Origin of the sequence: Kerstersia gyiorum (assembly GCF_004216755.1) — a bacterium.
In the GTDB taxonomy this organism is placed as follows: Bacteria; Pseudomonadota; Gammaproteobacteria; order Burkholderiales; family Burkholderiaceae_B; genus Kerstersia; species Kerstersia gyiorum.
The window spans coordinates 454396-473091 of sequence record NZ_SGWZ01000001.1; the positions used below are offsets into that span (position 1 = coordinate 454396).

General features: G+C 61.6%; 27 protein-coding genes. 24 read left to right on the top strand and 3 right to left on the bottom strand.

What is annotated here, in order from left to right; translation table 11 throughout:
• The first annotated feature begins 110 nt into the window (after window positions 1-110).
• A complete protein-coding gene (locus EV679_RS02005) occupies window positions 111-1433 on the top strand; it encodes an MFS transporter (RefSeq protein ID WP_130486416.1) in 1323 nt (440 codons plus the stop codon).
• 19 nt (window positions 1434-1452) lie between these two features.
• On the opposite strand, the gene EV679_RS02010 is transcribed toward EV679_RS02005, so the two are convergent.
• On the bottom strand, window positions 1453-1797 hold the full coding sequence (locus EV679_RS02010; RefSeq protein ID WP_130486417.1) for a YegP family protein: 345 nt from the start codon (window positions 1795-1797) through the stop codon (window positions 1453-1455).
• Between the two features lie 314 nt (window positions 1798-2111).
• On the opposite strand from EV679_RS02010, the gene EV679_RS02015 reads away from it, so the two are divergent.
• The 8 genes from EV679_RS02015 to rpsJ all read left to right on the top strand — a co-directional run bounded on the left by EV679_RS02015 (window position 2112) and on the right by rpsJ (window position 8880).
• Complete coding sequence (locus tag EV679_RS02015) at window positions 2112-3071, top strand: AEC family transporter (RefSeq protein WP_165389934.1); 960 nt, start codon at window positions 2112-2114, stop codon at window positions 3069-3071.
• Between the two features lie 99 nt (window positions 3072-3170).
• The gene (locus EV679_RS02020; RefSeq protein WP_130486418.1) at window positions 3171-3362 is read left to right on the top strand and encodes a hypothetical protein; all 192 of its coding nucleotides are present in this window, start codon (window positions 3171-3173) and stop codon (window positions 3360-3362) included.
• The gene (locus EV679_RS02025) at window positions 3359-3769 is read left to right on the top strand and encodes a YchJ family protein (RefSeq protein WP_130486419.1); all 411 of its coding nucleotides are present in this window, start codon (window positions 3359-3361) and stop codon (window positions 3767-3769) included. The genes EV679_RS02020 and EV679_RS02025 overlap by 4 nt, the downstream gene beginning before the upstream one ends.
• Before the next feature lie 344 nt (window positions 3770-4113).
• The gene (gene rpsL, locus EV679_RS02030) at window positions 4114-4494 is read left to right on the top strand and encodes a 30S ribosomal protein S12 (RefSeq protein ID WP_068373045.1); all 381 of its coding nucleotides are present in this window, start codon (window positions 4114-4116) and stop codon (window positions 4492-4494) included.
• A 146-nt stretch (window positions 4495-4640) separates the two neighbouring features.
• Window positions 4641-5111, top strand: a complete 471-nt coding sequence (gene rpsG, locus EV679_RS02035; RefSeq protein ID WP_068373042.1) for a 30S ribosomal protein S7 — start codon at window positions 4641-4643, stop codon at window positions 5109-5111.
• 27 nt (window positions 5112-5138) lie between these two features.
• A complete protein-coding gene (gene fusA / locus EV679_RS02040; protein WP_068373039.1) occupies window positions 5139-7241 on the top strand; it encodes an elongation factor G in 2103 nt (700 codons plus the stop codon).
• Window positions 7242-7315: 74 nt separating this feature from the next.
• On the top strand, window positions 7316-8506 hold the full coding sequence (tuf, locus tag EV679_RS02045) for an elongation factor Tu (RefSeq protein ID WP_068375540.1): 1191 nt from the start codon (window positions 7316-7318) through the stop codon (window positions 8504-8506).
• Window positions 8507-8571: 65 nt separating this feature from the next.
• Window positions 8572-8880, top strand: coding sequence for a 30S ribosomal protein S10 (rpsJ, locus tag EV679_RS02050; protein WP_068375295.1), 309 nt, complete (start codon window positions 8572-8574; stop codon window positions 8878-8880).
• 138 nt (window positions 8881-9018) lie between these two features.
• On the opposite strand, the gene EV679_RS02055 is transcribed toward rpsJ, so the two are convergent.
• On the bottom strand, window positions 9019-9915 hold the full coding sequence (locus tag EV679_RS02055; RefSeq protein WP_130486420.1) for a glutamate racemase: 897 nt from the start codon (window positions 9913-9915) through the stop codon (window positions 9019-9021).
• 91 nt (window positions 9916-10006) lie between these two features.
• Complete coding sequence (locus EV679_RS02060; protein ID WP_068375302.1) at window positions 10007-10627, bottom strand: trimeric intracellular cation channel family protein; 621 nt, start codon at window positions 10625-10627, stop codon at window positions 10007-10009.
• Window positions 10628-10812: 185 nt separating this feature from the next.
• Here EV679_RS02060 and EV679_RS02065 point away from each other — a divergent pair, with 185 nt between their 5' ends.
• The 15 genes from EV679_RS02065 (at window position 10813) to rpsN (ending at window position 18687) form a co-directional block, all read left to right on the top strand.
• Window positions 10813-11721, top strand: coding sequence for a LysR family transcriptional regulator (locus tag EV679_RS02065; RefSeq protein WP_068375305.1), 909 nt, complete (start codon window positions 10813-10815; stop codon window positions 11719-11721).
• A gap of 276 nt (window positions 11722-11997) precedes the next feature.
• Window positions 11998-12687, top strand: coding sequence for a 50S ribosomal protein L3 (gene rplC / locus EV679_RS02070; protein WP_068375308.1), 690 nt, complete (start codon window positions 11998-12000; stop codon window positions 12685-12687).
• 3 nt (window positions 12688-12690) lie between these two features.
• On the top strand, window positions 12691-13311 hold the full coding sequence (gene rplD / locus EV679_RS02075; RefSeq protein WP_068375310.1) for a 50S ribosomal protein L4: 621 nt from the start codon (window positions 12691-12693) through the stop codon (window positions 13309-13311).
• A complete protein-coding gene (gene rplW, locus EV679_RS02080; protein WP_068375313.1) occupies window positions 13308-13604 on the top strand; it encodes a 50S ribosomal protein L23 in 297 nt (98 codons plus the stop codon). Before rplD ends, rplW begins: the two co-directional genes overlap by 4 nt.
• Window positions 13605-14432, top strand: a complete 828-nt coding sequence (gene rplB / locus EV679_RS02085; RefSeq protein WP_068375316.1) for a 50S ribosomal protein L2 — start codon at window positions 13605-13607, stop codon at window positions 14430-14432.
• A gap of 12 nt (window positions 14433-14444) precedes the next feature.
• Entirely contained in the window at window positions 14445-14720 is a 276-nt protein-coding gene (gene rpsS, locus EV679_RS02090; protein ID WP_068375319.1) for a 30S ribosomal protein S19, read from the top strand.
• 3 nt (window positions 14721-14723) lie between these two features.
• Entirely contained in the window at window positions 14724-15053 is a 330-nt protein-coding gene (gene rplV, locus EV679_RS02095; RefSeq protein WP_068375321.1) for a 50S ribosomal protein L22, read from the top strand.
• 9 nt (window positions 15054-15062) lie between these two features.
• Window positions 15063-15851, top strand: a complete 789-nt coding sequence (rpsC, locus tag EV679_RS02100) for a 30S ribosomal protein S3 (RefSeq protein ID WP_068375323.1) — start codon at window positions 15063-15065, stop codon at window positions 15849-15851.
• Window positions 15852-15853: 2 nt separating this feature from the next.
• On the top strand, window positions 15854-16270 hold the full coding sequence (gene rplP, locus EV679_RS02105; RefSeq protein ID WP_068375326.1) for a 50S ribosomal protein L16: 417 nt from the start codon (window positions 15854-15856) through the stop codon (window positions 16268-16270).
• A 10-nt stretch (window positions 16271-16280) separates the two neighbouring features.
• Complete coding sequence (rpmC, locus tag EV679_RS02110; protein ID WP_068375329.1) at window positions 16281-16472, top strand: 50S ribosomal protein L29; 192 nt, start codon at window positions 16281-16283, stop codon at window positions 16470-16472.
• Window position 16473: 1 nt separating this feature from the next.
• Window positions 16474-16755, top strand: coding sequence for a 30S ribosomal protein S17 (gene rpsQ / locus EV679_RS02115; RefSeq protein ID WP_068375338.1), 282 nt, complete (start codon window positions 16474-16476; stop codon window positions 16753-16755).
• Window positions 16756-17122: 367 nt separating this feature from the next.
• Entirely contained in the window at window positions 17123-17491 is a 369-nt protein-coding gene (gene rplN / locus EV679_RS02120) for a 50S ribosomal protein L14 (protein ID WP_068375341.1), read from the top strand.
• Window positions 17492-17501: 10 nt separating this feature from the next.
• Window positions 17502-17822, top strand: coding sequence for a 50S ribosomal protein L24 (gene rplX / locus EV679_RS02125; RefSeq protein ID WP_068375344.1), 321 nt, complete (start codon window positions 17502-17504; stop codon window positions 17820-17822).
• A gap of 9 nt (window positions 17823-17831) precedes the next feature.
• On the top strand, window positions 17832-18371 hold the full coding sequence (gene rplE, locus EV679_RS02130) for a 50S ribosomal protein L5 (protein WP_068375347.1): 540 nt from the start codon (window positions 17832-17834) through the stop codon (window positions 18369-18371).
• 10 nt (window positions 18372-18381) lie between these two features.
• Window positions 18382-18687: a 30S ribosomal protein S14 gene (rpsN, locus tag EV679_RS02135; protein ID WP_068375350.1), complete on the top strand. Its 306-nt coding sequence runs from the start codon at window positions 18382-18384 to the stop codon at window positions 18685-18687.
• The last annotated feature ends 9 nt before the right edge of the window (window positions 18688-18696 follow it).

An 18696-nucleotide genomic window follows, 5' to 3' on the forward strand; every position in this document is an offset into this window, starting at 1 on the left:
CAGGGCATGTGTTGGCCGGCGGCGCCGGCGTTCTTGGGGCCTGGGCCGCGTGGCGGCGGCTCCCGGTTCCGTTATCCGGGCACGCCGTGCCTGCCAAAAGGTTGTGTTCCATGAATGGATTCGCAAGTGATGTCTTGCAACCTGGTGTCCGCCGGCGCGAGGTGCTGGGCTGGGCGCTCTATGACTTTGCCAATTCGGGCTATACAACCGTCGTACTGACGGCGGTCTATGCGGCGTACTTCGTCAGCGGCATTGCTGGAGGCGCCGCCTGGGCGACGCTGGCCTGGACGTCCGCGCTCAGCCTGTCGGCGGCCTGGGTCATGGTGACGGCCCCGCGCCTGGGGGCCAGGGCCGACCGGCACGGTACGAAAAAGCGCATGCTGGCCGTGAGTACGCTGGCCTGCGTGGGGTTCACGGCGGCATTGGCCTGGACGCCGGGGGCAAGTGGCTGGCAGGGCGTTTTGCTGGCGATGCTGTTGGTGGCGGGTTCCAATATTGCCTATTGCTATGGGGAATCGCTGGTGGCGGCGTTCCTGCCGGAGCTGGCCCGGCCCGAGGCCATGGGGCGAGTCAGTGGCTGGGGCTGGGCACTGGGCTATCTGGGCGGCATGCTGACGCTGGGCCTGTGCCTGGCCTATGTGTTGTGGGCGCAGTCACAGGATTTGCCGGCAGCGCATTTCGTGCCCGTGACCATGCTGATTACGGCGGCCATGTTCGGGGCGGCGTCGCTGGGGACATTCCTGCTGCTGCGCGAACGGCCCACGGGCAGGGCCGGGACGCAGGCGAGCGTCAGCCCGTCGGGGGCCGCACCCGGTTTTCTGACAGGCGTGCGCCACAGCTGGCAGGCCGTGCGCGAGTACTGCGATTTCCGCTGGCTGCTGGCGGCCACCGTGGCCTACCAAGGAGGTGTTGCCGTTGCCATTACCCTGGCGGCGATCTATGCCGAGCAGGCCATCGGTTTTCAGCCGCAGGAAACCATGATCATGATTTTTGCCTTGAATCTGGCGGCCGCGCTGGGGGCGGTGGTCTTTGGTCACGCGCAGGACTGGATGGGGCACAAGCGGGCCCTGGCGGTGACGCTGTGCGGCTGGGTGCTGACCTGCGTGCTGGCTGCCGCTGCCACTGGCAAGCCGCTGTTCTGGGTGGCAGCCACGCTGGCCGGGCTGAGCATGGGCAGCAGCCAGTCGGCCGGCAGGGCGATGGCTGCGCTGCTGGCGCCGCCGGCGCGCATGGCGGAGTTTTTTGGTCTGTGGACGCTGGCGGTACGGCTGGCAAGCATCATCGGCCCGATGATGTACGGGCTGATCGTCTGGGCCAGTGGCGGCAACCAGCGCCTGGCCATTCTGGCCACTGCATTGCTGTTCGTGGTCGGGCTGGCCTGCCTGAAGCCCCTGGATATGGATCGCGGCCGCCGTCAGGCAGCCGCGTCCTGAACCTGGTACTGCACTGGGTTCAGGTTTGCAGGGAATCCGTTTCGTCGCGGATGTCGGCGGTGGGGGCGTGTTTTTTCACGGATTCGATGCCGTTGTCGCGCGCCGCCGTACTGTTGTAGAGCTGGCTTTGGCCGATGACTTCGCCATTGGCCGCCGCCAGCGTGAAGTAGGGGGCGTCGTTTTTGGCCACAAGCCGGCGGTAGCGCCCATCATCGGGCGCATTTTTCTTCACGGACTCCATGCCGTTGTGGGCGGCGCGCTTGGTGGTGTAGCGCTCGCTGGTCAGGATGGTTTCGTGATTGCCCGCCTTGAGCACGAAAAGGAACTGGTCGCCGCTGCGTTTCAGGATGAAATAACCTGCCATGGGAAACTCCTGCATCAGTAGGGGAATCGGAACGTCAGGATGCTGCGCTGTTGCGTCATGATTATGACGCGCCGAATGGCGGCAACGCACCAGGCTTGTCAATTTTTTGCCGCCAGGCAGGCCAGGCATTGATGCCAATAGGCATAGGGGCGGGGGTGTGGGGCGGATCGGGCCGCGGTGCGCCTGGAAGCGGGGATAGTGGCGTTGGACTGAGTAGAATACGGCAGATTCCGTGGCGGCCATGGTTACGCGTGGGCGCCAGGTTGCCTGGCATGGGGCCGGGCAGAACGGGCAGGCGGACTTCCATTTTCGATATGTTGCACATCCTCACCATTACCGGGCCGATCTATCTGCTGGTTGCCGTCGGCTATGCGGCAGTCAGGTTCGGTGTCATGCAGAAGTCCGACAGCCGCGTTCTGGGGCGTTTCGTCCTGATGTTCGGTATGCCGGCGCTCTTGTTCACCGCGCTCACGCAGCGCCACGCCAACGCAGGGATAGACTGGAACTATGTCCTGATCTACGCCGCAGGTGGCCTGCTGACCATGGCCTGTGTCGTCGGCTATTCCCGCAGGATCAAGGGCGCCAGCGTGGCGCAGGGCGGCGTGCTGGGCATGACTGTGGGCGCATCCAATTCGGCTTTTATCGGTTTTCCCGTGTTGTACCAGGTGCTGGGGCCGACGGCAGGCGTGGCGCTGGCCATGTGCTTTATCGTTGAAAACATCCTCATCATGCCGGGCGCGCTGGCCTATGCCGACAGTGGTGGCGAGGGCGGGGCAGGTGCGGCACTGCGACGGTCGCTGATGTCCTTGCTGACCAACCCCTTGCTCTGGGGGCTGGCGCTCGGCCTGCTGTGCAATCTTACTGGCTGGCGCCTGCCTGCCGTGCCTGAACGCATGGTGCAGATGCTGTCTCAGGTGGCCAGCCCGCTGGCCTTGTTCGCCGTGGGCGGCAGCCTGTTCGGCCTGAGGCTGGGCCACCATATCCGTGCGGTGGTTGCGGCGGCGGGGGCCAAGTTGCTGTTGCATCCGGCGCTGATGACACTGTTGGTGCTGCTATTCCCGGTGCTGAGCCGGGAGCTGGCCGTGGCGGCCGTGATGTATGCAGCCATGCCGACGGCCGCCATCGTGGCGGTGCTGGCGCAGCGCTATCAGCAGGAGGAATTCGCAGCGGCGGCAGTGATGGTGGCTACGCTGGCCTCGTTCTTTACCATTACACTGCTGCTGATGATCGTCATGCCCCTGCTGCCGGCCCAGGCCGTGCTGCCATTGCCCTGACGTGGCCCTCAGCCTCAGGCCGCATGCGATCCGGGCCGTGCAGGCGTACGGCCGGTAGCCTGCGCGGCCTATTCCTGGACCCGAACCCCCATTTCATTCATGCCAGACCGGACTTCTTCTCCTGATGCGGCTGTCGCGCCGCGCCGTTCCCGTGCAGCCTTGCTGCGCAAGTGGCTGTTGATCGCGTTGATCTTCGCGCTGGTGCTGGTGCCGTTGCTGGTGTGGGTGAGCCATCCTGCTGCAGCGGTGCAGACCGATGCTGCCTCCGGCCGCCTGGAGCAAGGACAATGAAGGGCCAGGGCAAGGATGCCGGCGCTGCAGCCTGCCCGTGTGGCAGCGCGGTGGCATATCGCCAGTGCTGCGGCCGCTGGCATCATGGGGCGCAGCGGCTCGGGGCCGCGACGGCTGAGGAACTGATGCGTTCACGCTACAGTGCTTTCGTGCTGGATGAGCGCCAATATCTGCTGGATACCTGGCATCCGGATACCCGGCCTGCGCACCTGGAGCCTGAGCCGGCAGGCCTTAAATGGTTGGGCCTGCAGGTCAAACGCCATGAGCAACAGGGCGAAACCCGCGCAGTTGTTGAGTTCGTGGCGCGCAGTCGACTCCAGGGCCGCGCGCACCGTCTGCATGAAGTCAGCCGTTTCGAGCGTCTGGACGGGGTCTGGCTGTACGTGGACGGCGATTTTGTCGAATAAGCTTGCCGAGCAGGTGGTTTGTATAGTATTTGACCATTTCCAAACCACTGGGCTAAACTGTAAAGCTTAGCGTACTGCGTCCTGCATGAATCTGTCACATTTGTGCGCCAGAATTGCACGGAAGCCTGTTGCGCTAGCAAGAACTGCTCTTTCCGGCCGGCCAGCCTGGTTTGCCGTTACGTGCGGTTTTTGTATGGACCGCCCGTGAACGGGATCAACCACTGGCACACGCATCATGCGCGCGCCGGAACGGATATCCCCAGATCGGGTACTGAATGCTCCGGGCATTGTGCCGTAGACCCTGCTCAATGCCGGTAGCGACGATTTAAGGGATATTCAAGCTAATGCCAACTATCAGCCAGCTCGTGCGCAAGCCGCGCGAAGTCAGCCGGGAGTCCAGCAAGAGCCCCGCGCTCGAGAACTGCCCCCAGCGTCGTGGCGTGTGCACCCGCGTGTACACCACCACCCCCAAGAAGCCTAACTCCGCTCTGCGTAAGGTCGCCAAGGTTCGCCTGACCAACGGCTTCGAAGTCATTTCGTACATCGGTGGCGAAGGCCACAACCTCCAGGAACACTCGGTCGTGCTCGTGCGCGGCGGTCGTGTGAAGGACTTGCCTGGTGTGCGTTACCACATCGTGCGCGGCGCGCTCGACCTGCAAGGCGTGAAGGATCGCAAGCAGGCACGCTCCAAGTACGGTGCCAAGCGTGCCAAGAAGGCGAAATAATTCGTCTGACTTTCACCCCTGGTGATAAAGCGTGCAACCGTTGCGCAGAATGAACTGCGTGGCGGCATTAAGGGGTCGTCCCGGATGGGCGGCCGTGGCCGTGCAAAGAATGCGCGGTTCAACTGAACAGACACAAGGAAGCAATAATGCCCCGTCGTCGCGAAGTACCTAAGCGCGAGATCCTGCCGGATCCCAAGTTCGGCAGCGTCGAACTCGCGAAATTCATGAACGTCGTCATGCTCTCGGGCAAGAAGGCGGTTGCCGAGCGTATCGTCTACGGCGCGCTCGAGCAAATCCAGGCCAAGACCGGCAAAGAGCCGATCGAGGTCTTCAATACTGCGATCAACAACGTCAAGCCCCTGGTTGAAGTGAAGAGCCGCCGTGTCGGTGGCGCCAACTACCAGGTGCCCGTGGAAGTCCGCCCTGTGCGCCGCCTGGCCCTGGCCATGCGCTGGATGCGTGAAGCCGCCAAGAAGCGTGGCGAGAAGTCCATGGACCTGCGTCTGGCCGGCGAACTGCTGGATGCCGCTGAAGGTCGTGGCGCTGCAATGAAGAAACGCGAAGATACCCACAAGATGGCCGAAGCCAACAAGGCATTCAGCCACTTCCGTTGGTAATCCAGCTGGTAAATTAAGGACACTCTCATGGCCCGCAAAACCCCGATCGCGCGTTACCGCAACATCGGTATCTCTGCCCACATCGACGCAGGGAAGACCACCACTAGCGAACGCATTCTGTTCTACACCGGCGTCAATCACAAGATTGGCGAAGTGCATGATGGCGCAGCCACCATGGACTGGATGGAGCAGGAGCAGGAGCGCGGCATCACCATTACGTCTGCCGCCACCACCGCTTTCTGGAAGGGCATGGCCGGCCAGTTCCCCGAGCACCGCATCAACGTCATCGACACCCCGGGACACGTGGACTTCACCATTGAAGTCGAACGTTCCATGCGTGTGCTCGACGGCGCTTGCATGGTTTACTGCTCGGTGGGCGGCGTTCAGCCCCAGTCCGAAACCGTGTGGCGTCAGGCCAACAAGTACAAGGTGCCCCGTCTTGCGTTCGTGAACAAGATGGACCGTACCGGTGCGAACTTCTTCAAGGTCTACGATCAGCTGCGTAACCGCCTGAAAGCCAATCCCGTGCCCATCGTTTTGCCGATCGGTGCCGAGGATACGTTCAAGGGCGTGATCGACCTGATCAAGATGAAGGCGATCATCTGGGACGAAGCCAGCCATGGCGTGAAGTTCGAGTACCAGGACATCCCGGCTGAGCTGCAAGCTCAAGCCGAGGAATGGCGCGAAAAGATGGTCGAAGCTGCGGCCGAATCGTCCGAAGACCTGATGAACAAGTACCTCGAGGGCGAGCAATTGTCCGAAGAGGAAATCGTCAAGGCTTTGCGTGATCGCACCATTGCTTGCGAAATCCAGCCGATGCTGTGCGGCACCGCGTTCAAGAACAAGGGTGTGCAGCGCATGCTGGACGCCGTGATCGAGTTCCTGCCGTCGCCGGTCGACATCCCGCCCGTCCAGGGCGAGAATGACGAAGGCGAGCCGGTCAGCCGCAAGGCCGACGACAGCGAAAAGCTGGCCGTTCTGGCATTCAAGCTGATGACCGATCCGTTCGTGGGCCAGCTGACCTTCGTTCGCGTGTATTCCGGCGTGCTGCACTCCGGCGATACCGTGTTCAACTCGGTCAAGGGCAAGAAGGAACGTGTTGGCCGCATCCTGCAGATGCACGCCAACAACCGTGAAGAGCTCAAGGAAGTCGTGGCCGGCGATATCGCCGCCGTGGTTGGCCTGAAGGATGTGACGACCGGCGAAACGCTGTGCGACGTCGACGACCACATCGTTCTGGAGCGCATGGAGTTCCCCGAGCCCGTGATTTCGCAGGCTGTCGAACCCAAGACCAAGTCTGACCAGGAAAAGATGGGCCTGGCGCTGTCGCGCCTGGCCGCTGAAGATCCGTCGTTCCGCGTGCGTACCGACGAAGAATCCGGCCAGACCATCATTTCCGGTATGGGCGAGCTGCACCTGGAAATTCTCGTCGACCGCATGAAGCGTGAATTCGGCGTGGAAGCCAACGTCGGCAAGCCGCAAGTGGCCTACCGCGAAACCATCCGCAAGACCTGCGACGAAGTGGAAGGCAAGTTCGTCAAGCAGTCGGGCGGTCGTGGTCAGTACGGTCACGTTGTGCTCAAGCTGGAACCGCTGGAACCGGGTGGTGGCTACGAATTCGTGGACGCCATCAAGGGTGGTGTGGTGCCGCGCGAGTACATCCCGGCAGTCGACAAGGGTATTCAGGAAACGCTGCCCGCGGGCGTGTTGGCCGGTTACCCGGTGGTGGACGTCAAGGTAACGCTGTTCTTCGGTTCGTACCACGATGTGGACTCGAACGAAAACGCGTTCAAGATGGCCGGTTCGATGGCCTTCAAGGAAGGTATGCGCAAGGCCAGCCCTGTGCTGCTCGAGCCGATGATGGCCGTCGAAGTCGAAACGCCGGAAGACTACGCCGGTACCGTGATGGGCGATCTGTCCTCGCGTCGCGGCATGGTGCAAGGCATGGACGACATGGTTGGCGGTGGCAAGGTCATCAAGGCCGAAGTCCCCCTGGCCGAAATGTTTGGCTACGCCACGAACCTGCGTTCGCTGACGCAAGGTCGTGCGACGTACACCATGGAGTTCAAGCATTACGCCGAAGCTCCGAAGAACGTGTCCGAAGAAATCATCGCCGCTCGTTCGAAGTAATCAAAAGACATCGGCCATCCCTGCCAGGGGATGGCCGTCAACAAGTTTTCCTTGCATTGATAAAGGGATGAATCATGGCAAAAGGTAAGTTTGAACGCACCAAGCCGCACGTGAACGTCGGCACGATCGGTCACGTTGACCACGGCAAGACGACGCTGACGGCGGCAATCGCCACGGTGCTGTCCAAGCAATTTGGCGGCGAAGCCAAGGGCTACGACCAGATCGACAACGCGCCGGAAGAAAAGGCTCGTGGTATCACGATCAACACCTCGCACGTGGAATACGAGACGAAGTCGCGCCACTATGCGCACGTTGACTGCCCGGGCCACGCGGACTATGTGAAGAACATGATCACGGGTGCAGCGCAGATGGACGGCGCGATCCTGGTGGTGTCGTCGGCTGACGGTCCCATGCCGCAAACGCGCGAGCACATTCTGCTGAGCCGTCAGGTTGGCGTGCCGTACATCATCGTGTTCCTGAACAAGGCCGACATGGTTGATGACGCCGAGCTGCTGGAACTGGTCGAAATGGAAGTGCGCGAGCTGCTGTCCAAGTACGACTTCCCGGGCGACGATACCCCGATCATCAAGGGTTCGGCCAAGCTGGCGCTGGAAGGCGACCAATCGGAAATGGGCGAGCCGGCCATTCTGCGTCTGGCCGAAGCGCTGGATTCGTACATCCCGACGCCTGAGCGCGCCGTGGACGGCACGTTCCTGATGCCTGTGGAAGACGTGTTCTCGATCTCGGGCCGTGGCACGGTGGTGACGGGTCGCGTTGAGCGCGGCATCATCAAGGTCGGCGAAGAAATCGAAATCGTCGGTATCCGCGACACCGTGAAGACGACTTGCACGGGCGTGGAAATGTTCCGCAAGCTGCTGGACCAAGGTCAGGCTGGCGACAACGTCGGTATCCTGCTGCGCGGCACCAAGCGTGAAGAAGTCGAGCGCGGCCAAGTGCTGGCCAAGCCCGGTTCGATCAAGCCGCACACGGAATTCACCGCCGAGGTGTACATCCTGTCGAAGGAAGAAGGCGGCCGCCACACCCCGTTCTTCAACGGCTATCGTCCCCAGTTCTACTTCCGTACCACGGACGTGACGGGCACGATCGACCTGCCGGCTGACAAGGAAATGGTTCTGCCGGGCGACAACGTCTCCATCGTTGTGAAGCTGCTGGCCCCCATCGCCATGGAAGAAGGTCTGCGTTTCGCCATCCGTGAAGGCGGTCGTACCGTCGGCGCCGGCGTCGTTGCCAGCATCATCAAGTAAGCATTGCTGCTTGTTGCGGGGGCCTGTTGGCTCCCGCGTCCAAACCGCGTTCTTTAGGAATTCCAATGAAAAACCAGAAAATCCGCATCCGTCTGAAAGCGTTCGACTACAAGCTCATCGACCAATCGGCCGCTGAAATCGTCGAAACTGCCAAGCGCACTGGTGCTGTGGTCCGTGGTCCGGTTCCCCTGCCCACCCGTATCCGTCGCTATGATGTGCTGCGTTCGCCGCACGTCAACAAGACGTCGCGTGATCAGTTCGAAATCCGCACGCACCAACGCCTGATGGATATCGTGGATCCCACCGACAAGACGGTTGATGCGCTGATGCGCCTGGACTTGCCGGCTGGTGTGGACGTCGATATCGCTGTCTAAGCCTTATCGCGCGCTTGCAGGGCGCAGGGGGTTCCCCGGAGCAGCCTGGCAGCCCTGATGCAGGCACGAAGACACTCTACGGAGTGTCTTTTTTTTCGCCCACGCAGGGCGTTGCGGGCAAAGCAGGGCTGTCGGGATTCAGACCGCAAACGGCTCGATATCGACGCCCAGCAGGCGCAGCATCTGCCTGAGTCCGTCGAGCGGATATGCGGGGGTTGCACTGGCCAGGCACAGCACCTTGCCGCTGCCGGTGGAGACATGGGGCTGCAGCAGGGGCAGCAATGCCTGTGCCGGGTCGAGGAACAGCATGTCCGGTGCGGCGGCTTCGAAATAGTGGCGCAGCCATGGCAGGTGGGTGGAAGACAGTGTGCAGGTATCGAGCAGGGGCAGATCCTGGCGCAGTTGCCGCATGAAGTCCGTGACGGCAAGCTGGGTTGCCTCGGGAGCCGACAGAAAGCGGCCGTCCTCGACATGGGCCACCAGGGATGAGGCATTGACCAGGGTCACCGGGCCGATGCTGTCTGCAGGACGGCCTGCAGGTGCGGCCGATCCCGTGGCTGTGGCTGTGGCAGGCGGGCTGGCAGGCGCCGCGCTGGCCTGGAGGACGGACTGGGCCTCGCGGGAAATGTACGTACGAATTTCCGGGCTGCCGATCAGGGACTGCACGCCCAGTACGGCGATGTGGCCCGAGCGCGATTGCGCCAGGGCGTCGGCGATGGGCGGATAGATCCCGAGCACCGGCACCGGCATGGCGGCACGGATGGTGTCGAGCACCATCACTGACGGCGCGTTGGATGCCAGCACCACGGCCTGGGCGCCCAGGCCGGCCAGGCGCTCTATTGCTGCACCGACCGAGGCGGCCAGTTCGCCGGGCGTGCGGCTGCCGTAGGGGAAGCTGGCGCGATCGGCGAAATAGATAATGTCCTGTCTGGGGTAGTGGCGCTGTACCAGCTCGACAATGGCATAGCTGCCAATACCGGCGTCAAAAATGCCGATGGGGCGGTGCAGCGCGCTGGCGGAAGGTGCGATGGACATGGCGGCTCCGGTAGGTAGATGGGCGGGCAGACCGGGCCGGCGTCATTGTGCTGGCGGCAGGCGTTGCGCAGCGATGGGCGCAACGCAGGCGTTATTGCTGGTCGCCCCGGTTGTAGATGAACTTGGGCATACTCCAGTCAAAGCGCAGGGCCAGCAGGCGCAGCGCCAGGCCGGCAATCATTGCGGTACCCATGACCAGGTTGTGGTTCAGTTCGAGCGCCAGGCCGCCCACGTAGAGGCAGCCGGTAAAGATGGAAACGGTGGCATACAGTTCGCTGCGGAACAGCAGCGGAATGTCATTGCACAGAATGTCCCGCAGGACGCCGCCCACGCAGCCGGTGATCATGCCGGAGGCAATCACGATGATGACGGGCAATTCCATCTCCATGGCGATATTGCAGCCGATCACGGTGAATACCACCAGGCCGATGGCATCCAGGAACAGGAAGAGCTTGTGCAGACGGTGCATGAAGCGTGCAACCGCAATGGTGAGCAGTGCCGCGCCGCCGGTGATCAGCAGGTAGTGGGGGTGCTTGACCCAGGTGAGCGGGTAGTGGCCCAGCACGACATCGCGTGCCGAACCGCCGCCCAGTGCGGTGATGCAACCCAGCAGGAAAACGCCCACCCAGTCCATGTTGCGGCGGCCGGCGGCCAGGGCGGCGGTAATGCCTTCGGCGACGATGGCGATCAGGTAGAGAATGTGCAGCAGCATGGCGGGCGGATCGTGGCAGGCGGCGGAATGCGCGTATTTTAGAGGGAGGGCTGCCTTGGCAGGTGAAAGGATTCCGCTATCATAGTCGCTGGATGCGTGTGTCGCCGGCAGCGGGGTGGTGCCAGCGCAGGAAAAAGGCAGCGGTGGCTGCGAACGGGGTTCCCGGCATCCCAGGAGCGTATGGCATGCGGCGTGATCTGAACGACCTGTATTACTACGTGGAGGTGGTCGAGCATGGCGGCTTCGCGCCGGCCGGCCGGGTGCTGGGTGTGCCCAAGTCCAAGCTCAGCCGGCATGTCGCGGTGCTGGAAGAGCGGCTGGGCGTACGTCTAATTCAACGCTCCACGCGGCGTTTCTCGGTGACGGATGTCGGGCAGGTGTACTACGCTCACTGCAAGGCCATGCTGGTAGAGGCTGACGCAGCCGATGAAGCCGTGGCGTTGGCACACTCCGAACCGCGCGGCATGATACGCATGACCTGCCCGGTGGCGCTGCTGGATGCCAGCGTCGGTCAGATGGTGGCGAATTTCATGGCCCGCCACGCGCTGGTGAACATTCATCTGGAAGAAACCAACCGGCGGGTCGATGTCGTCGGCGAAGGCATGGACATCGCCATCCGCGTGCGGCCGCCTCCCCTGGAAGATAGCGAGCTGGTGATGCGCATCCTGGGCCGCCGGCGCCAGTGCCTGGTGGCCAGCCCGGCCTTGCTGGCCCGGGAAGGCCGGCCGCGTAAGCCGGACGACCTGCGCAACATGCCCAGCATGGGGCATGGGTTGCAGCGTGGCGACTTTACCTGGCACCTGCTGGGGCCCGACAATGAAGAAGTTGTCGTGCGCCACCAGCCGCGTCTGGTCACTCGCGGACTGAACGTGCTGCGAGACGCGGCATTGCAGGGAGTCGGGGTGGTGCGCCTGCCGCACATGATGATCAGCAGCCAGTTGGCGCGCGGCGAATTGGTCAATGTGCTGCCGGGGTGGGAGCCGCCTTGCGAGATCATGCATGCGGTGTTTGCCTCGCGCCGGGGGCAATTGCCGGCCGTGCGGGCGCTGCTCGATTTTCTGGCGGAAAGCTTCGCCGCGCAAGGCCAGGAATAGGTTTCCTGGCGGTTTCCCTGAGGTGGGCAGCCAGGGCTTGACAAAGGTGTTGCGAGTACGCCAACGATTGCGCATTTTCTGCGCATCATGCTAGAATCGGAGACTTGCCCTAACTGGGGCATTATTCATGTGCGCGCAAACAGTCCGCATGCCGCGTTTTTTTCGCGTCAGGCGGGGTGCCATGGAAACAGAGGTTTCCTGGTGCAGCTGTTGTGTGCATTAACGCAGCCCCGACCAATCGTAGTCGGGATTAGGGTTACAACCCCGGAGAAAACAATGTCGAATCCGACACCCACGCCTGCCGCGTTCCGGCTTGGGCTGGTGGGGCGCAAGGTCGGCATGACCCGCATTTTCACGGATGATGGCGTGTCCATCCCCGTGACCGTGCTGGACGTGTCGAACAATCGCGTCGCCCAGGTCAAGTCCGTCGAAACCGACGGCTATGCAGCTGTGCAACTGGCCTATGGCGAACGCCGCGCTTCCCGCGTGACCAAGCCTGAAACCGGCCACTTTGCCAAGGCAGGCATCGAAGCCGGTAGCTCCCTCAAGGAGTTCCGTCTTGACCCCGCCCGCGCCGCCGAGTTCGCTCCTGGCGCCGTCGTTGCTGTTGAAAGCGTGTTCGAAGCCGGCCAAAAGGTCGACGTCACTGGCACCAGCATCGGTAAGGGCTTTGCAGGTACCATCAAGCGCCACAACTTCGGCTCTCAGCGTGCTTCGCACGGTAACTCCCGCTCGCACCGCGTGCCCGGCTCCATCGGCCAGGCGCAGGATCCGGGCCGGATTTTCCCGGGCAAGAAGATGTCTGGCCATATGGGCGACGTGACCCGCACTGTTCAGAACCTGGACATCGTGCGCGTCGACGCCGAGCGCGGTCTGTTGCTCGTCAAGGGCGCCGTTCCCGGTCACGCTGGCGCTAACATCATTGTGCGTCCTGCCGTCAAGACGCCGCTGAAGAAGGGTGCCTAAGCCATGGAAATCAAGCTCCTGAACGAACAAGGCAAGTCCGAGTCGACCGTCAGCGTCCCGGACGCTGTGTTTGGCCGTGACTTCAACGAAGCCCTGGTGCACCAGATCGTCGTTGCCTTCCAGGCCAATGCCCGCAGCGGCAACCGTGCCCAGAAGGGTCGTGACGAAGTCAAGCACTCCACCAAGAAGCCATGGCGCCAGAAAGGTACGGGCCGTGCCCGCGCCGGTATGACGTCCTCGCCGCTGTGGCGTGGGGGTGGTCGTGCATTCCCGAACTCGCCCGACGAAAACTTCAGCCAGAAGATCAACAAGAAGATGTATCGCGCGGGTATCCGTTCGATCCTCTCTCAGCTGGCTCGCGAAGGCCGTGTGGCCGTCGTCGAAGATTTCGCGCTGGAAACGCCCAAGACCAAGCAGGCTGTCGAACGCCTGAAGACCCTGGGTCTCGAGTCGGTGCTGATCGTCACGGATTCCGTTGATGAGAACACCTACCTGGCGACGCGCAATCTGCCGCACGTTGCTGTGATCGAGCCGCGCTACATTGACCCGCTGTCGCTGATTCACTACAAGAATCTGCTGATCACCAAGGCGGCGGTCGCGCAATTCGAGGAGATGCTGGGATGAGCACGGAACGTTTGCTGCAAGTCATTCTGGCGCCCATCGTGACCGAAAAGGCCACGTTCATCGCCGAAAAGAACGAACAAATCGCCTTCCGTGTGGTTGCTGACGCGACCAAGCCGGAAATCAAGGCTGCCGTCGAACTGCTCTTCAAGGTGCAGGTCGAGTCCGTGCAGGTCCTCAATCGCAAGGGCAAAGTCAAACGCTTCGGTCGTTTCAATGGCCGCCGCCGCAATGAGCGCAAGGCATACGTCTCGCTCAAGCCGGGTCAGCAGATCGACTTTGCGGAGGTGAACTAAATGGCCCTCGTTAAAGTCAAGCCGACTTCTGCCGGTCGTCGTGGCCTGATCAAGGTCGTCAACGACAAGCTGCACAAGGGTGCGCCCTACGCACCGCTGCTCGAAAAGAAGAGCCGCGGTTCGGGCCGCAACAACAATGGCCACATCACGATCCGTCATCGTGGCGGTGGCCACAAGCAGCACTATCGCGTTATCGACTTCCGTCGCAACAAGGATGGTATCCCGGCACGCGTCGAGCGTCTGGAATACGACCCCAACCGTACCGCGCACATCGCTCTGCTGGTGTACGCAGACGGCGAACGTCGTTACATCATTGCTCCCCGTGGCCTGGAAGTCGGCGCAACGGTGTTCTCTGGTGTTGATGCCCCGATCCGCGTTGGCAACACGCTGCCGATCCGCAACATTCCGGTGGGTTCGACCATTCATGGTATCGAGCTGCTGCCGGGCAAGGGTGCTCAGATGGCCCGTTCGGCTGGCGCATCCGCCGTTCTGCTGGCCCGCGAAGGCGTCTACGCCCAAGTGCGTCTGCGCTCCGGTGAAGTGCGTCGCGTGCACATCGAGTGCCGCGCCACCATAGGTGAAGTCGGTAACGAAGAACACAGCCTGCGCCAGATCGGCAAGGCCGGTGCCGTGCGTTGGCGCGGTATCCGTCCGACGGTCCGCGGTGTTGCCATGAACCCGATCGACCACCCGCACGGTGGTGGTGAAGGTCGTACTGGCGAAGCACGCGAGCCTGTCAGCCCCTGGGGTACTCCGGCGAAGGGTTTCAAGACCCGTCGCAACAAGCGGACGAACAACATGATCGTCCAACGGCGCAAGCGCAAGTAAGAGGCGAACATCATGTCCCGTTCCGTCAAGAAAGGCCCGTTTGTCGATTCGCACCTGGTTTCCAAGGTCGAAAAGGCAATCGCGGGCAACGACAAGAGGCCGATCAAAACCTGGTCGCGCCGTTCCACCGTCCTGCCGGAGTTCATCGGCTTGACGATTGCTGTGCACAACGGTCGTCAGCACGTTCCCGTTTATATCAACGAGAACATGGTTGGCCACAAGTTGGGCGAGTTCGCACTGACCCGTACGTTCAAGGGCCACGCTGCGGACAAGAAGGCCAAGAGGTAAGCGATGGAAACTACCGCCAATGTCCGTGGGGTTCGTATCTCCGCTCAGAAAGTCCGTCTGGTCGCTGACCAGATCCGTGGCAAGTCTGTGGCGCAGGCACTGACCATCCTCACGTTCTCGCCCAAGAAGGCCGCCGTCATCCTGAAGAAGGCTGTCGACTCGGCTATCGCCAACGCTGAACACAACGACGGCGCCGACATCGACGAACTGAAGGTCACCACGATCTACGTCGACAAGGGTCAGTCGCTGAAGCGTTTTTCCGCACGCGCTAAAGGCCGCGGTAACCGTATCGAGAAGCAGACCTGCCACATTGTGGTTAAGGTCGGCGCCTAAGGAGTCAAGATGGGTCAGAAAATTCACCCTACTGGGTTCCGCCTGGCAGTCTCGCGTGACTGGACTTCCCGCTGGTTCGCCGGTGATTCGTCGTATCGCACGATGCTGGCTGAAGATATCCGCGTCCGCGAGTATCTGAAGAAGAAGCTCAAGAGCGCGTCCGTTGGCCGCGTGGTCATCGAGCGTCCTGCCAAGAATGCCCGCATCACCGTTTACTCGGCTCGTCCGGGCGTGGTGATCGGCAAGCGCGGCGAGGATATCGAAAGCCTGAAGAGCGATCTGCAGCGTCTGATGGGCGTGCCCGTGCACGTCAACATCGAGGAAATCCGCAAGCCGGAAACCGATGCCCAGCTGATCGCCGATTCGATCGCCCAGCAGCTCGAAAAGCGCATCATGTTCCGTCGCGCCATGAAGCGCGCGATGCAAAATGCCATGCGCCTGGGTGCGCAAGGCATCAAGATCATGAGCTCGGGCCGTCTGAACGGCATCGAAATCGCTCGTACCGAGTGGTATCGCGAAGGCCGTGTGCCGCTGCACACGCTGCGCGCCAACATCGACTACGGCACGTCCGAAGCCCAAACCACCTATGGCATCATTGGTATCAAGGTCTGGGTTTACAAGGGCGACCGTCTGCCCAATGGCGAACTGCCGCCCGAAGTGGCTGTTGCGCCGCGTGATGAAGAGCGCCGCCCGCGTCGTCCTCGTGGCGACCGTCCGGACAACCGTCGTCCTGGTGGCGCCGGTCGTGGCCGCGGTCCGCGCAAGTCTGATGCTGCTTCGGCGGCTGAAGGAGAATAAGCATGCTGCAACCGGCACGCAGGAAATACCGCAAAGAGCAGAAGGGCCGTAATACCGGCCTGGCGACGCGCGGCACCGCCGTCTCGTTCGGCGAATTCGGTCTGAAGGCCACGGGCCGCGGTCGTCTGACCGCACGTCAGATCGAAGCTGCACGTCGTGCTATCAACCGTCACATCAAGCGTGGTGGCCGGATCTGGATCCGTATTTTCCCGGACAAACCGATCTCGCAAAAACCCGCTGAAGTGCGTATGGGTAATGGTAAGGGTAACCCGGAGTACTGGGTTGCTGAAATTCAGCCCGGCAAGGTGCTGTACGAGATGGAAGGGGTCAGCGAAGAGCTGGCGCGCGAGGCGTTCCGCCTGGCTGCTGCCAAGCTGCCGATCTCGACCGTGTTCGTGTCGCGTCATATCGGTGCTTGAGGAGATCGACATGAAAGCTAGCGAACTTCGAGCCAAAGACGCTGCCGAGCTCGGCAAGGAACTCGAAAGCCTGCTGAAGGCACAATTCAATCTGCGTCTGCAGAAGGCCACTCAGCAGCTTGCCAATCACAGCCAGATCCGCAAGGTTCGCCGCGACATCGCTCGCGTGCGTACTCTGCTGACGGAAAAGGCGGGAAACTGATATGAGCGAAACCCAAAACACCACTCCGGCCAAGCGTCAGCGTACGCTGATCGGCAAGGTCGTCAGCAACAAGATGGACAAGACCGTCGTGGTGCTGGTTGAGCGCCGTACCAAGCACCCGCTGTACGGCAAGATCGTTGTGCGTTCCAATAAGTACAAGGCGCACGACGAAGCCAACCAATACAACGAAGGTGACATCGTCGAAATCGCGGAAGGTCGTCCGCTGTCCCGTTCCAAGTCCTGGAGCGTGACGCGCCTGATCGAAGCGGTTCGCGTGATCTAAGCCATCGGTGCTATGTTCACTTCCGCTTCGAAAGGGGCGGAAGTGCATGAAGCAAGCCTTGCCAGCCAGGGCTTGCTTTTTTCATGGACGTCCGCCAGTGTTGCGTTTTCGGAAATATTGTGGACTTTGAGTAGCCTCTGTGCTAAATTCGTGAGCTTACCTGGGCGTTTTGCTGAAGTATGGCTTTGGCCAGGTAGTTTTATCCGCAGGATTTTCATCCCAGGGTGACGGCGCAAGCGTCTTGGACGCACCGGCCGTAACCTGACGGGGCCAAAACTGGCGGGGGCATGTTGTGCCGGATCGGGATGCCACAAGGCATCCGGGGCGGGGCAATATGGATTCCGGTTAAGTTGGAACAAGGACAATCATGATTCAAATGCAGACCACGCTGGACGTGGCCGACAACACCGGTGCACGGTCAGTGATGTGCATCAAGGTGCTCGGCGGTTCCAAGCGCCGTTATGCCGCCATTGGCGACATCATCAAGGTGAGCGTCAAAGATGCGGCTCCCCGCGGCCGCGTCAAGAAGGGCGAGATCTACAACGCCGTCGTCGTGCGTACCGCCAAGGGCGTGCGCCGTAAAGATGGCTCGCTGATCCGTTTTGGCGGCAATGCCGCTGTTTTGCTCAATGCCAAGCTGGAGCCTATCGGCACCCGCATCTTCGGACCGGTGACGCGCGAACTGCGTTCCGACCGCTTCATGAAGATCGTGTCGCTGGCACCGGAAGTGCTGTAAGGAGCATACGATGAACAAGATTCGCAAAGGCGACGAAGTCGTCGTGCTGGCTGGCCGCAGCCGCAAGCAGCGCGGTGTCGTGCTGGCCCGTCTTGATGCCGACCACGTTCTGGTCGAAGGCGTCAACGTGGTGAAAAAGCACGTGCGCCCCAACCCCATGCAAGGCACCACGGGCGGCATCGTCGAAAAGACCCTGCCCATCCACATCTCGAATGTCGCGATCTTCAACCCTGCCACTGGCAAGGCTGACCGCGTCGGGATCAAGGAAGTCGATGGTCGCAAGGTGCGCGTATACCGCTCCAGCGGCGAAATCGTCGGCGCCAAGGCTTAAGGAACTGACATGGCTCGTTTTCAAGAACTGTATCGCGACAAGATCGCGCCCGAACTGAAGGAAAAGTTCGGCTACAAGAGCGTCATGGAAGTGCCGCGCATCACCAAGATCACCCTGAACATGGGTGTGTCCGAAGCGGTTGCCGACAAGAAGATCATTGAAAATGCCGCAGGTGATCTGACCAAGATCGCTGGCCAGAAGGTCGTCATCACGAAGACCCGCAAGGCTATCGCCGGCTTCAAGATCCGTGAAGACTATCCGATCGGCTGCATGGTGACCCTGCGTGGTCAACGCATGTACGAATTCCTGGACCGTCTGGTCACCGTGGCTCTGCCGCGCGTGCGTGACTTCCGTGGTATTTCCGGTCGTGCGTTCGATGGTCGTGGCAACTACAACGTCGGGGTCAAGGAACAGATCATTTTCCCCGAAATCGAATACGACAAGATCGACGCGCTGCGTGGCCTGAACATCAGTATCACGACCACTGCCAAGACCGACGAGGAAGCAAAGGCGCTGTTGACGGCGTTCCGTTTCCCGTTCCGCAACTAAGGGGCGATACGTGGCTAAACTTTCCCTGATCAATCGCGATATCAAGCGTGCCAAGCTGGCCGCCAAGTTCGCCGCCAAGCGCGCTGCGCTGAAGGCGATCATCGACGATACCTCCAAGACCGACGAAGAGCGTTACGAAGCGCGCCTGAAGCTCCAAGAGCTGCCGCGCAACGCGAACCCGACTCGCCAGCGCAACCGTTGCGCCGTGACCGGTCGTCCCCGCGGTGTGTTCCGCAAATTTGGCCTGGCTCGTCACAAAGTGCGTGAATACGCAATGCGTGGTGAGATTCCTGGCGTCACCAAGGCCAGCTGGTAGGAGATTCAA